This window comes from Dyadobacter sp. CY323 (assembly GCF_021390245.1).
Lineage (GTDB): Bacteria > Bacteroidota > Bacteroidia > Cytophagales > Spirosomataceae > Dyadobacter.
Window position 1 is genome coordinate 477,213 of record NZ_JAJUXH010000001.1, and the last position, 13,089, is coordinate 490,301.

General features: G+C 44.2%; 13 protein-coding genes. 1 reads left to right on the top strand and 12 read right to left on the bottom strand.

The window, feature by feature from the left end; all coding sequences use genetic code 11:
* Positions 1-3: 3 nt before the first annotated feature.
* The 6 genes from LZG72_RS02085 to pdxA form a co-directional block, all read right to left on the bottom strand.
* On the bottom strand, positions 4-2,325 hold the full coding sequence (locus LZG72_RS02085) for an RND family transporter (protein ID WP_233866933.1): 2,322 nt from the start codon (positions 2,323-2,325) through the stop codon (positions 4-6).
* A gap of 72 nt (positions 2,326-2,397) precedes the next feature.
* Positions 2,398-3,582: an SAM-dependent methyltransferase gene (locus LZG72_RS02090; RefSeq protein ID WP_233866936.1), complete on the bottom strand. Its 1,185-nt coding sequence runs from the start codon at positions 3,580-3,582 to the stop codon at positions 2,398-2,400.
* Positions 3,583-3,584: 2 nt separating this feature from the next.
* Positions 3,585-5,378 (bottom strand): sensor histidine kinase, encoded by a 1,794-nt coding sequence (locus tag LZG72_RS02095; protein WP_233866938.1) that lies wholly within the window; start codon positions 5,376-5,378, stop codon positions 3,585-3,587.
* A 167-nt stretch (positions 5,379-5,545) separates the two neighbouring features.
* Positions 5,546-6,172, bottom strand: coding sequence for a DNA-3-methyladenine glycosylase (locus LZG72_RS02100; protein WP_233866940.1), 627 nt, complete (start codon positions 6,170-6,172; stop codon positions 5,546-5,548).
* A 4-nt stretch (positions 6,173-6,176) separates the two neighbouring features.
* Positions 6,177-7,064 carry a YicC/YloC family endoribonuclease gene (locus LZG72_RS02105; RefSeq protein ID WP_233866942.1) on the bottom strand — a complete coding sequence of 296 codons (888 nt, stop codon included), beginning with the start codon at positions 7,062-7,064 and terminating at the stop codon, positions 6,177-6,179.
* A 93-nt stretch (positions 7,065-7,157) separates the two neighbouring features.
* Entirely contained in the window at positions 7,158-8,264 is a 1,107-nt protein-coding gene (gene pdxA, locus LZG72_RS02110; protein ID WP_233866944.1) for a 4-hydroxythreonine-4-phosphate dehydrogenase PdxA, read from the bottom strand.
* A gap of 95 nt (positions 8,265-8,359) precedes the next feature.
* Here pdxA and LZG72_RS02115 point away from each other — a divergent pair, with 95 nt between their 5' ends.
* Positions 8,360-9,286: a 2-hydroxyacid dehydrogenase gene (locus LZG72_RS02115; protein WP_233866946.1), complete on the top strand. Its 927-nt coding sequence runs from the start codon at positions 8,360-8,362 to the stop codon at positions 9,284-9,286.
* 61 nt (positions 9,287-9,347) lie between these two features.
* Here the strand turns inward: LZG72_RS02115 and LZG72_RS02120 are convergent, their stop codons facing one another.
* The 6 genes from LZG72_RS02120 to LZG72_RS02145 all read right to left on the bottom strand — a co-directional run bounded on the left by LZG72_RS02120 (position 9,348) and on the right by LZG72_RS02145 (position 13,030).
* Positions 9,348-9,911 carry a 50S ribosomal protein L25/general stress protein Ctc gene (locus LZG72_RS02120; protein WP_233866948.1) on the bottom strand — a complete coding sequence of 188 codons (564 nt, stop codon included), beginning with the start codon at positions 9,909-9,911 and terminating at the stop codon, positions 9,348-9,350.
* A 36-nt stretch (positions 9,912-9,947) separates the two neighbouring features.
* A complete protein-coding gene (locus LZG72_RS02125) occupies positions 9,948-10,892 on the bottom strand; it encodes a ribose-phosphate pyrophosphokinase (protein WP_233866950.1) in 945 nt (314 codons plus the stop codon).
* A gap of 38 nt (positions 10,893-10,930) precedes the next feature.
* Positions 10,931-11,506, bottom strand: coding sequence for a phosphatase PAP2 family protein (locus tag LZG72_RS02130; RefSeq protein ID WP_233866952.1), 576 nt, complete (start codon positions 11,504-11,506; stop codon positions 10,931-10,933).
* Positions 11,503-12,480, bottom strand: coding sequence for a tryptophan--tRNA ligase (trpS, locus tag LZG72_RS02135; protein WP_233866955.1), 978 nt, complete (start codon positions 12,478-12,480; stop codon positions 11,503-11,505). The genes LZG72_RS02130 and trpS overlap by 4 nt, the downstream gene beginning before the upstream one ends.
* A 35-nt stretch (positions 12,481-12,515) precedes the next feature.
* On the bottom strand, positions 12,516-12,722 hold the full coding sequence (locus LZG72_RS02140; protein WP_233867492.1) for a type II toxin-antitoxin system RelE/ParE family toxin: 207 nt from the start codon (positions 12,720-12,722) through the stop codon (positions 12,516-12,518).
* Positions 12,723-12,832: 110 nt separating this feature from the next.
* A complete protein-coding gene (locus LZG72_RS02145) occupies positions 12,833-13,030 on the bottom strand; it encodes a hypothetical protein (RefSeq protein ID WP_233866957.1) in 198 nt (65 codons plus the stop codon).
* Between the last annotated feature and the right edge of the window lie 59 nt (positions 13,031-13,089).

Consider the following 13,089-nt stretch of genomic DNA (forward strand, 5'->3'; position numbering starts at 1 on the left):
TGTTTAGGTCGGTTTTACATTTTTTCCCTGTCTTTTGGCAATGGACAACAGCAATGCGGGCAGTAGTATGAGGTTGGTACACATCGCGACCAGCAAGGTAATGGAAACCATCACGCCCATCGCGGCCGTGCCGCCAAAGCTGGAAGCAGAGAATATGGAGAACCCGCAGAAAAGAATGATAGCGGTGTAAATCATACTTAGCCCGGTGCCAAACAGGGAAGCTGTTATTGCTTGTGACGGAGTGAGGCCGTTTTTATGCAATTCTTCCCGGTAACGCGTCAAAAAGTACACCGTGCCGTCCGAGGCGATACCGAATGTAATGCTGAATATCAGGATGGTAGTAGGTTTGAAATAAATATCAAAATATCCCATAATGCCGGCGGTCAATGCCAGCGGGATCAAGCAGGGGAGTTTGGATAGCAGGATAATCGGAATGGATCGGAAAAGCACCATTCCGACCACGGCGATCAGGAGGATTGCGATTAAAAGGCTTTCGTACAAATTGCCCAGCAGGTAATCGTTGCTTTTAAGGAATACGAGACTGTGACCGGTTAAACTCACTTTGTATTTTTCAGGACTAAAAATAGAGTCGACTTTGGGCCGGATCTGTTTCATGAGATCCTTAATGCGTTCAGAACCAACGTCTGCCATTTGAAAGCTGACGCGGGTGACACTTTTATCTTCATTCAAGAATGCATTGATCTGCGCGGTAGCACCTTGTTTACCCTGAATGTAATTCGTGAGTTTATTCAATTCCAAAACACCGGGTAAAGCATAGTATTTCGCATCTCCGCCGCGATAGCTTTGATACAGGAATTTGGAAGCTTCCACCACCGAAATCGGCTTTGAGAATTCGGGAAACTTCGCCATTTCGGTCTGAAAGGCTTTTATTTTATACAATGCCTCAGCCTGATCGGCGAAAATGCCATTTGGTTTGCCGGTATTGATCATTACTTCAAAAGGCAATACGCCATTGAAATTTTTCTCAAAAAAGCGAAGGTCTGTGTAAACGATATCTTTTTTTGGAAGGTCGTCCACTACGTAGCCAATGGTTTTGATCTTCGTCATTCCAAATGCGGAAACGATGATCATTAAAACCATTACCATATAAATCTCGCGGCGACGGTTGTGGACGAGGTAATCTATTTTTCTTAAAAATCCAGTGGCCCAGCGACCTTCCAGGTGTTTCAAATGCCTGGCTTTCGGAACGCTCATGTAATGCAGCGTGATCGGCAGCAATAGCAAACACAGTACATAAGTTACCATGACGCTGATCGCCGCGACAATCCCGAATTCTACCAGAAGGATACTATTGGTAAAGTAAAATACCCCGAAACCAATCGCAGTAGTCATGTTTGCGAGAAATGTCGAGAGACCAATTTGCCGGATCATTTCTCGTAACGCCTCGTCTTTATTGTTGTGCAAAATCAGCTCCGATTGGTATTTGTTGATCAGAAACACACAGTTTGGCACGCCGATCACAATGAGCAAAGGCGGGATCAAGCCTGTGAGCGCGGTGATTTTGTAGTCAAATAAATGCAATATCCCGACTGAAAACACCACGCCGATTAGTACTACTACGATAGATAAGAGTGTTAACCTCAAAGACTTAAAGAATGCCCACAAGATAAGCAAGGTCACAAAAACCGCGAGGCCCATGAACAGTTCCATTTCACCCGAGATCTTCTTCATATTGACCGTCCGGATGTACGGCATACCCGAGTAATGCAGGTCTGTGTTATATTTTTCTGCAAATTTCTGGGACATCTTTTCAATGTCCTCGACGATCGTCAGTCTGCGTTTTGAGTTGAGTTCTTTGTCGTTAAAAGTGACCACGATCAGTGTCGCATTGGTCTTGCTGTTTATAACCAGGCCCTCATAAATGGGCAGGTTCGCAATTTCTTTTTTAATGCTGTCGGCTTCGGCCTGGGTAGCGGGTATTTGTTTGATAACAGGTTCGAAGTCGAATTGAGTAAGGCTGTCGTTGCGGAGGATCCGGTTTACATTAGCCAGCGAAAGTACATTTTTAATGCCCGGGGATTGCTTGATTTCTTGCGAGAGCTTGCACCAGTCGCGGAATTTATTGATTTCGAAAAGGTTGGGATCCTGCCATCCGATAACCATTACGCTCCCATCTTCTCCAAAAAGTTTTCGGAAATCCTGGTATTCTTTTTCGACGGGGTCGTTAGAAGGAAGTATTCTCGCGAAGTTGTAGGAAAGTTCGATTTTGCTGGCTTCGAATGCCATGAAGACCGTTGAGACTAACACCAATGCAACCCACATCAGCCGGTAACGGATAATGTACGTTGCTATTTTGTTCCACATATTCAGTTATTCAGGGTACACAAAAAGTTGCAAATATAGATACCGTGTGAGGAAAAAGGGTTTATAACCAAATTAAATGCCCATTTTTCTTTCAAGGTGATGATATTCAATGCCAAAATAATCCTTCGCATTCTTGATCTTTTCAAGGATTTCCAACTGTGAAGTTTTGTTCCTCGTATCCTTGCTACCCACGATCATGACGTTTTTAGGAGTGTGCGCATCCGAAATGAATTCGAATATTTTGGTCTTGTAACCGAAATATTCCAGGACCATAGCCCGTATTCCATCGGTAACCATTTCTGCCTGTCTTTCCAGAAAAATTCCGTGCCGGGTCAGAAACTGGATGTCATTTCCCACTTTGTGCTTTTCCATTTCGCGACGGATCTGCTTGTGACAGCAGGGGGCGACCACGATCAGGTCCGATCCGGCTTGAATGCCTTTGAAAATGGCGTCGTCTGTTGCAGTATCACATGCATGCAGCGCGATAAGGATGTCGGTGCCGGTACTGTCAAAATCTTCAATAGTACCTTCTTCGAAATGCAGACCTGTGAAACCGGAATTTTCGGCAAATGCATTACACAAGTTTACCAGATCGGGTCTGAATTCCACGCCGGTTACGGAGACCTGCTGATTGAGCACATTTTGTATATAATCGTAAAGAGCGAATGTCAGATAACCCTTTCCTGAACCCATATCGGCCACTTTCAAATTTTCATGTGCCGGAATTTCTTTGATCAGACCGCTCAGGATCTCAATGTAGTGGTTGATCTGACGGTACTTGTCCTGCGCATTTTTGTAAACTTCGCCCGATTCGTCGGTGATCTGTAAATCGTGCAGATACCGTTTATTTTTGGAAGAGATTAGTCGTTTTTTGACCTTATCATGCTCCATTGAAGGTGCTTCCCGCGATCCGGTTTCTCTCTTTTTCAGTGTGATACGCTGACCGTTATGTATCTCAAATTGAAGTTCAAAAGACACGGTTTGTAATGTTGCTACATGGAAATCCTTCCCAATCAGCTCAACCAGTAAATTTTTTGCTTCGGAATAACTGTAATTTTTAACAATATCCCTGGTTTTGTAACGGTATGTAAAACTCAGCTTTTCCTCCTTTTTGATCAGGATCCGTTTCAGATAAATATTCTTAAGCTGAGCTTCCGTGCCTTTGTAATTGCCGAGCGATAATTTGGTGAAGGTGTTGTCTTGAAGTGAATTTTCAAATGAGGTTATAAATTCCTGTGCTTTTTCGCTGTGATCCATTGTTACTTTATATTGTTCTTCGGGATTTCCATTTCAACCCGTGTACCTTCCTGTTCCTGATTGGTAATGTGGATTTTGCCGTGAATGCTTCCGACCCTGTTTTTTACATTCCGCAGGCCAATTCCTTCTTTTGAAGGATCGATCATGCCGTTACCATTATCACTTACAACCAAACTTATCGTTTTAAGATTCTCTTTGAGATCCACCGTGGCCATTGTTGCACCCGAATGCTTGATGATGTTATTGGTCAGTTCCAGGACGATGCTGTAAAGCTCGAATTCGATCTTACTATTGAGCCGGTTGTTCAGGCCCGAGAGATTGAACTGAAAATCAATGTCTTTATTTTCATTCAATTTGCTTATCAGACGATTTAATGCAACAATCAGCCCATCTTCTTCCAATTCCGCGGGCATCAGGTTGTGTGAAAGACTCCTCACTTCCCGATATGCCGAGCCAACCATCTGATGGACACTATTGTAGATCTTGCGTTCTTCTTCGGAAAGGACTTTTTTATCAATCCCATATAAATACCAGTTCAAAGATGCGAGCGTTCCACCCAAATGGTCATGAAGCTCTGCTGCAACGCGTTTGCGTTCAATGGTTTGCCCCTGTATCAATGCTTCTCCGATTTCGGCATTTTTACGTCTCAGTTTTTTGTTATTAAACCACAGAAAAGCAGCAAATGCGATGATCAGACAAGAAAACCCGATCAGGAAACTTTGTATCGTCTTTTGTTCGTCAATGATTTTTTGCTGTATCTCCGTATCCATCAATTGGTTATCGTACATCAATTGGTACATGGTATACTGGCGTTTCACGTATTCATCATGTACCATCCGCCGGTTGTGATTAATCTGCTCATTGTATTCCAGCGCAACCAACGGCATATTTTTAGCTTTGTATGCCCTGGAAAGCGTCGTTAACGCCCAGTTGGTCTGCTGCGTGGAATGGTAAATCTTGGAGTATTCAAACGCTTTCAGCCCGGCCTCAATCGATTTATCGAGTTTTTCTTGTTTGAGGTAGGTGTTACTGAGGTCGTTGAGTGTATTCAGTTCGCCATACCGGCTGTTAACCTTCCGTGAAAGTTCAAGACTTTGGCCGAAAAACTTTTCCGCTTCTGCAAACTGGTTTAATATGACGCTCATATATCCGCGGCTCTGCAAAACAGCAGCGCGTCCCCAATCTGAATGCAGTTTTGTGAATATCTGATAGGATTGGTCATAGTATCGTTTGGCTTCGTCATATTTCCTTTTCTCGCGATAGGAATTGGCCAGGTTTTCGAGTGTCAATGCTTTTGCACTATCAGCTCCCAACGCAGTGAAAATGGCGATAGCCTGATCATAATTAATCCTCGCCGAATCCCATTGCCTGTACTCGGAATAACTCTCTGCCATGAATCGCTTCGCATGTGCTGTATATAATGGCAGGTTCAGCTTTTTGGACAAAGTCATGGTCTCGTTTGAAAGCTCCCGCAGTACATCGTAACTTCCATCAAGCAGGTAATAAGTACTTAAAAGGTTGTATGCCAGTATTTTACCTTTTGCCCATTGATGTTTTTGAGAAAGTCGCAGTACATGTTTGGAGTAAAACATAGACTTTTCCGCATCTACAAAAAGATACGAGGCACCGTAGCGATAGTATTTAAGAATGAGCACGGTGTCTTCCGCGAAGTCGTCACCTGGCACGGCTTCGACAAAGTCATTAGGGTACTGAGTCAGATTAGGCGAGGTACACTGGCTGCCGGAAAGGAAAGTTCCAAGGATGATAATAGAAAGAAGCTTGATGAGGTCGCTCATATCATCACGTTAATACCAGAGCGAAATCTTTCCGGAGATTCAGAAAGCATTGTCACATTTTATGGTACCGTTAAATTCGGGGTTATGCAGTTCAAATATAAAAAATTGATTCTAATTCATGTTCGTTATTTAACATGGAAATGGATTTTTCTGATACCTAAATACCTTTAACCCAGCTTACTTACAAATAGGTTGTTTTTGATGTAGTAGCGGTACTGCAAATCGGTTCCAACATTAATGCCAATGCGCGTAGTAGTGACAATTTCGAAGTCACTGACGACCGGCGGGGTTATATAAACGGGGCTGTTTGATAAATGAAGGCTATTGTGTTGGGCACGGTTAATCCCCATCGCCCTGACCAGTTTACCGGGGCCGCGGCAGAGGTCTTTCAGGCTGACTTTTTTATTTACACTCAACCGCTCCACTTTTCCGGGAATGAGTAGCCGGCGCTGTTCCATCAGTTCAGTGCCCGAGGTGGGCTGCAATGCCCGGATCAGGACCGCTTCGCCCACATCTTCTCTGTTACTGACAATGTTGAAGCATTCATACATTCCATAAATGAGATAAATGTAGATCGTACCCGGCGGTCCGTACATAGGTTCGGTTCTTGTAGTCCTTTTGTTGTAGGCGTGGCAGGCGGGATCGTCCTGCAGATAAGCCTCCGTTTCAACAATAATCCCGCTGGTGGCGCCATCGGGACTATCGTGAACGAGTTCGCAGCCCAGGAGCTTCTGCGCCAGTGTTTTTGTATCGTACTGCTGAAAAAAGGAAGCTGGAAGTGTGTGTGACGGCATTCGGTCAGATGATGTTCATCGTTTGTTCTTTGATTTTCTCCAACTCATCTTTCATCTGCACCACCAGATGCTGAATGGCGACGTCATTCGCCTTCGAGCCAATCGTGTTGATTTCCCGACCGATTTCCTGCGCAATAAAATTCAGTTTCTTGCCATTACTCTCAGCCGTTTTCATGGTTTCAAGAAAATAGGTAAGGTGATTTGCCAAACGTATTTTTTCCTCCGAAATATCAAATTTTTCTACATAGTAGATCAACTCCTGCTCAAAACGGTTAGGGTCGAAATTGTCGTCGGAAAGGAGCTCACGGACTTGTTTTTCAAGTCTTTCACGGACAGCCGGAATGCGCAATTTGTCTTGTTCTGAAACCGCATCCAAATGTGTTTGAATGGTACGAATGTATTCTTCAAACTTATCAGAAGTCATTTTTCCTTCCTGCTCCCTGAAAACCGTACACTTCCGCAACGCTTCCATAACCGCGACCTTAATCTGCGACCAGTCATTTTCCTTGCCCGAGTCGTCAATGGTTTCATTGTTATACGCATTTGGCATTTGCAATGCGATACGCAGTAACTCGGTTTTGTCCGGCTCCATAGCAAGTTCTGCCGCGGTTGCAGCCAGGTCCTGGTAGTAGGCGGAGACCAAAAGCCGGTTGACGGATGTGGAAGCAACGGTTTTGCCCACCGGTTGGACAGTTAATGTAAATTCTACTTTCCCGCGTTCGAGCGACTGAGTGATCAGGTTCCGGATTTCAATTTCCCGTTCCGAGAACTGGCGGGGAATACGGCAATAAATGTCGAGAAATTTGGAGTTTAAGGTCTTGATCTCAACGGTGACATTAATTGATTCGGATTCGATGTTGGATACACCGTATCCGGTCATTGATTTTAGCATGAGGATGTTATTTAATTCCTTGATTGAATGTTTCTGACCATTGGCCATGATCGTAGACGAGGGTCGGCGTCAATGGTCTATCGTCAACTTATCCTAATTGAAACGTTGTTTACCGCCCGATTTAGCCGGATGCTGACTTTCAGACTGCTGAGGTTTGGATACCAATGCATTTTTGTCCATTTCCGCATTAAAGATCCGGAACCGGGAAATGTCACAGGCCAGGTAAATCGCTTGTAACAATGAGCCCGGCTCAGCCTGATTTTTGCCTGCAATATTATAAGCTGTTCCGTGGTCGGGAGAGGTACGCACGACTGAAAGTCCTGCCGTAAAATTCACACCTTCGTTGAAAGCCAGCGTTTTAAATGGAATAAGCCCCTGATCGTGGTACATGGCGAGCACAGCATCATATTTCTTGTAAGTTTGAGCTGCAAAAAAGCCGTCAGCCGGGAAAGGCCCGACAACCAGATTTCCCTTTTCTTTAAATGTCTTGATAACCGGCTGGATGATGTCAATTTCTTCCGTTCCGAGCAGACCATTTTCCCCGGCGTGCGGATTTAGCCCCAGAACGGCTAAACGTGGTTTTTTTATTCCAAAATCACCTTTTAACGACTGCAATATCTGCTGGATCTTGGCGGTGAGCTTTTCTGCTGTGATCTGTGATCGTACTTGTTCCAGAGGAATGTGTCCGGTCAAAACTCCAACCCTTAATTCCCCTGCAACCATAAACATAAGCGCATCCTCTTTTCCAAAAGCCTGAGCCAGGAACTCCGTATGCCCGGGGAATGTAAATGCTTCACTTTGAATGTTATCCTTGTTAATTGGCCCGGTTACAAGTGCCTGGATTTTTCCTTCTTTTAAATCTTCAACCGCGCGTTTCAATGCGGCAAGAGAACCCTGACCGGCTTCTGCAGTGACCTTTCCGGGTTCAACCTCAGTCTGATGATCATGCCAGCATGTGATGACGTTGGTCAATTTGTGATTCACCTGATCTGCTTTCTGGATTCCGTGCAGAGTCCATTCTTTCATTTCCAGCTGGTTCCGGTAGTGATTGAGGACCCGGAGTGAACCGTAAATGATCGGCGTACAAAGTTTTGCTAACTGATTTCCTTCTAATGCTTTAAGTATAACTTCCGGCCCAATGCCATTGTAATCGCCGATTGTAATCCCTATTACGGGTTTATCGCTATGTTGATCGCTCATGTAGTAAAATGCTGTTGAACCTGTTCTTCTCAGTAATTCTATATTACTTTTGACGAAACGTTTGACCGGCAAGTTACAAAAAATCCTTTGCTCACATGAAAATCCTGATTGCAGACTCCATGCATCCTTCTCTTTTCACCATGCTGGACGAGCGGGGCTGGAAGTTCGACTATCATCCCGAATATAACCGCCAGGAAATCAAATTTGAACTCCCTTATTTCGACGGGCTGATCATCCGCAGCAAAACGTATCTGGATCGTGAAATGCTTCCAGAACCCGGAAAGTTAAAATTCATCGCCAGAGCAGGAGCGGGACTGGACCTGATTGATCTGGAAGTTGCCAGGGAATTGGGAATCGAGGTTTTTCATGCAGGAACCGGAAACCGGGATGCTGTCGCGGAACATGTACTTGGAATGCTTTTGGGATTATTCAACAATATTTTGAAGGCCGACCGGGAAGTAAGGAATGGTGTTTGGAACCGGGAAGGGAACAGGGGAGTGGAGTTGATGGGTAAAACGGTTGGTTTGATCGGCTACGGAAATAATGGTTCTGCGACCGCCAGAAGGTTGAGTGGTTTTGGCTGTAAAGTGCTTGCGTATGATAAATACCGTGACAACTATGGAGATGATTTTGCAGAAGAGTCAACGCTCGAACGCATTGTCAATGAAGCAGATATCATGAGTCTTCACATTCCATTAACAGAGGCTAGTCGTTCATGGATCAACGAGGATTTTATTAATGGTTTTAAAAAACCTTTTTATCTGGTCAACCTGTCACGCGGCGAGATTGTGAAGCTGGCCGACGTGGTAAACGGGCTGAAAAGCGGTAAGATCAAAGGTGCGTGCCTGGATGTGCTCGAAAATGAAAAGATCAATAAGCTCACACCGTCTCAGCAGGAGTCATTCGATTACTTAAAGTCTTCAGATAAAGTTGTTTTGACGCCGCATATCGGCGGCTGGACACATGAGAGTTATGTCCGCATTAACGAAGTGCTGGTTCAGCAAATTTCAGAATGGTTATAAAACAAATATGCCGACCAAAGGTCGGCACGTTTGCATCTATTAGCCATGAAAAATAAAATACTTATTTAAGAGTACCACGAAGTGCACGTGGGATCTCAACTGAAGCAATCGGGTTGCTTGCGGCTGTTAATATAACAAAATTTTCAGCCTTTACTGCACCTACTTTCACAGATTTTCCTAAATCTAGTTCAGTAACGTCCACATCTACGTAGTCTGGAATATTCTCAGCCAAACCTTGTAAACGCAATTTACGCAATTTTTGGTTCATTTTACCACCTTTCATTACTCCTGTTGATGTGCCTGTCAATTTAACCGGTACGTCAACTTTCACTTCCTTACCATCAATGATCTGCAGGAAATCCGCGTGGATCAACGAGTCATTAACAGGATGGAACTGTCTTTCCTGAAGGATGGCATTATATAAAGTACCCTCGATATTAAGGGTAACGTTAAAAATATCCGGTGTGAAAAGCAATTCGCGGAACAACATAGCCGGTGCATAAAAATGTACCTGCTCGCTTCCACCGTACAGCACAGACGGAACATAACCTTGTGAACGTAGTTCCTGGGCTTCCGTCTTGCCGAGATTCGCTCTTTTAAACCCTACAATCTCATGCGTTTTCATAAGAATATTTATTAATAAAGTTAAAAAAAATAAAATTTACTGATAATTTATAAATAATGAACTAATAGATTCATGGTCACGGATACGGCCAATTGCTTTTGCGAACAGCTCGGCAACCGACAATACGCGAATTTTTGGATTGTGTTGCTTTAAAGGAATCGTATCTGTTACGATTAATTCTTCCAAAACAGAATTTGCAATGTTTTCATGTGCCTTACCGGACATAATCGCGTGGGTACTGATCGCGCGAACGGTATTTGCACCTTTATCTAATATCAACTCCGCAGCTTTGCAAAGCGTTCCGCCGGTATCGATCAGGTCATCGACCAACACCACATCCATTCCCTCCACGTCTCCGATTACCTGCATGCTGGCGATCTCATTGGCTCTTTTTCTATGTTTATCGCACAGGATCATATCCACGTTCAGGAACTTCGCAAAGTTCCGGGCCCGGGCCGCGCCACCCATATCCGGGGATGCGATGAGCAGGTTTTCAAGATTTAACGATTTGATGTAAGGGACGAAAATAGATGTTCCTTCCAAATGGTCAACCGGTAAGTCGAAAAAGCCCTGAATCTGTCCGGCGTGCAAATCGATTGTCATTAAACGGTCGACTCCGACTGATGTAAGCAGGTTCGCCACTACTTTCGCTGCAATGGCTACACGCGGTTTGTCTTTCCGATCTTGTCTGGCATATCCAAAATAAGGAAGTACGACGGTAACATAGTGTGCGGAGGCACGGCGGGCCGCGTCAACCATTAAAAGCAATTCGAGAAGATTATCAGCCGGCGGCATGGTGGACTGGATCAAAAAAACGTCACATCCGCGAATGGATTCCTCAAAGCTGGGGGATAATTCTCCGTCACTAAACTTACGTAATGTATACCCGCCTAACTCTTTGCCATAATACCTGGCAATGTCTTTGGCCAAATACTCGGACTGACTTCCCGAGAATATTTTTACTGTATTAAATGAACCCATGGCCAGACTAAAATTTCCGCAAAATTAAATAAAATCAATCAATTATGACTATACCTTCTTAAAAAAAAGTAATAAGCCTGGGTGCAAATCACGCCTGTCAGCAGACCGACCAAAGCCCCGACAAAGATATCCGCAGGATAATGTACGCCCACGTAAACCCTGCTGTACGAATATAATGCGGCCCAGAAGAAGAGTATTCCAATGTACCGCACCTGGCCACGAAGTAATGCAAACCAGGTCATTGCCACCGCAAAGCTGGTAGACGCGTGTGAGGAAGCAAATCCATATAAACCCCCGCAGCCCGTCACCTGATGCACCATTCCTTTGAGGTCAGGTTCATGACAAGGCCGGAAACGGATGAAGTAGGGTTTCATAATGCCCGAGGTGATTTTATCGGCTATTACCACGGCGATAATGACCGTAACAAGAATTCCAAGTCCCTTTTTCGCATTGGGCTTAATGGAAAGAAAAATTAAAACCAGGTACATCGGTACCCATGTGTATTTATACGTGATCCAGTACATGACGGTATCCAGCCAGGGATAATGCCACCCGTTCAGACTAAGAAAAAGCTCCTGGTCGGAATGGATCAGCGTATCAATGGTTTCGGTCATGAGCTGAATCCAAGGACTTTACGAACTTTCGCAATCGTTTCCTGTGCAATTTCGCGCGCTTTTGTCTCGCCTTCAACCAAAATGGATTCCAACTCAGCATTGTTTTCCATATAGTAATTGAAAATGCGGCGTGGTTCCGCAAATTTTTCCAGGATGCATTCCAGCAAAGCCTGTTTGGCGTGACCGTAGCCGTAACCTCCGTTCAGATAATTGTTGCGCATGGTTTCGATCTCGGCCGCTGAGGCAATGAGACTATACAACTTGAAGGTAATATCGCTTTCGGGGTCTTTGGGCTCTTCGAGGGGCGTCGAGTCCGAGACGATCTTTTTAACTACCTTTTTTAATTCATTCTCAGGCAGAAAAATATCAATGTAGTTGTGATACGATTTACTCATTTTCTGGCCGTCGACACCGGGTATGGTCATTACCTTTTCATCTATTTGCGGCTCTGGAAGCACTAGTATGTCTTCGCCGGCGAGCAAGTTGAAGCGACTGGCAATGTCTTTCGTCATTTCCAGATGTTGCTTCTGATCTTTTCCTACCGGGATGATGTTGGCATTGTAAAGCAGAATGTCAGCTGCCTGCAGCACAGGATACGTAAATAATCCCGCATTCACATCCGCTAGTTTCTCGGACTTTTCCTTAAATGAAGTCGCATTGGACAACATCGGGAATGGTGTGAAACAGTTCAGGTACCACGCCAGCTCGGCATGTTCCTGCACCCTGGATTGTCGCCAGAATACATTTTTTTTATAATCAAAGCCGAATGCAAGCCAGGCTGCCGCGATCGCACGCACAAATTTTTCCCTTTCCTGTCCGTCTTTCAGCGAAACAAGAGAATGGAGGTCTGCTATGAAAAAGAAAGATTCATTTCCGGGTTGTTTAGAAAGCGCAATTCCGGGTACAATCGCCCCGAGAATGTTGCCCAAATGTGGTCTTCCACTACTTTGAATGCCTGTAAGAATTCTGGCCATTTATACGACGCCGAATGGATTTCGGCTACTTTTAATTAGTTATGTATGGACTCAATTAACAAACGCAATTCCTTTGAAGGTATAGATTCTTTCTCCGATTTATCATAAAGACTTAGCAAATAGAGTTTGTTATCTGCTGATAAATAATAAGTGATTACCCGAATTCCTCCGCTTCTTCCTTTTCCTTTGCTCTTGACCTGCCATCGGATTTTATATGCCTGTGATCCAAGAGATTGACCCATATCAGGTTTGTGAGATAGCTCCACAATTAATAGCTGAATGTCGGAAGGCAGGGACGGGAATTTTTGCACAAGCGTTTATATTCTTTCATAAATTCTGGTGTGTAGTAATTTTAATCATTAAAGAGTTCGTTAATATCAGGCTCAGGCAATTTTCCGGATTTCATTAGTTTTAGCTCTTTAATCGATTGCCTTAGCGAGTCAGCGTGTGTTTCTTTTTTTAGCCTGGCTTGAATCTCTTTCCAATCCTCAATGGGAATTATCACAGCGGTTTTTTTGCCCTTTTCGTTCGATAAGAATTGTAGGTTCATAACATTCAGTCTATTATCTTTTATAAGCTGTTTTCTTCTCTGTGTATCCCCAAAATTCG

Coding starts and splice junctions, on each gene's coding strand:
- LZG72_RS02125 (WP_233866950.1), bottom strand. CDS start 10,892: ATGGGTTCATTTAATACAGTAAAAATATTCTCGGGAAGTCAGTCCGAG.
- LZG72_RS02145 (WP_233866957.1), bottom strand. CDS start 13,030: ATGAACCTACAATTCTTATCGAACGAAAAGGGCAAAAAAACCGCTGTG.
- LZG72_RS02115 (WP_233866946.1), top strand. CDS start 8,360: ATGAAAATCCTGATTGCAGACTCCATGCATCCTTCTCTTTTCACCATG.
- pdxA (WP_233866944.1), bottom strand. CDS start 8,264: ATGAGCGATCAACATAGCGATAAACCCGTAATAGGGATTACAATCGGC.
- LZG72_RS02090 (WP_233866936.1), bottom strand. CDS start 3,582: ATGGATCACAGCGAAAAAGCACAGGAATTTATAACCTCATTTGAAAAT.
- LZG72_RS02100 (WP_233866940.1), bottom strand. CDS start 6,172: ATGCCGTCACACACACTTCCAGCTTCCTTTTTTCAGCAGTACGATACA.
- LZG72_RS02120 (WP_233866948.1), bottom strand. CDS start 9,911: ATGAAAACGCATGAGATTGTAGGGTTTAAAAGAGCGAATCTCGGCAAG.
- LZG72_RS02085 (WP_233866933.1), bottom strand. CDS start 2,325: ATGTGGAACAAAATAGCAACGTACATTATCCGTTACCGGCTGATGTGG.
- LZG72_RS02130 (WP_233866952.1), bottom strand. CDS start 11,506: ATGACCGAAACCATTGATACGCTGATCCATTCCGACCAGGAGCTTTTT.
- LZG72_RS02095 (WP_233866938.1), bottom strand. CDS start 5,378: ATGAGCGACCTCATCAAGCTTCTTTCTATTATCATCCTTGGAACTTTC.
- trpS (WP_233866955.1), bottom strand. CDS start 12,480: ATGGCCAGAATTCTTACAGGCATTCAAAGTAGTGGAAGACCACATTTG.
- LZG72_RS02105 (WP_233866942.1), bottom strand. CDS start 7,064: ATGCTAAAATCAATGACCGGATACGGTGTATCCAACATCGAATCCGAA.
- LZG72_RS02140 (WP_233867492.1), bottom strand. CDS start 12,722: ATGGGTCAATCTCTTGGATCACAGGCATATAAAATCCGATGGCAGGTC.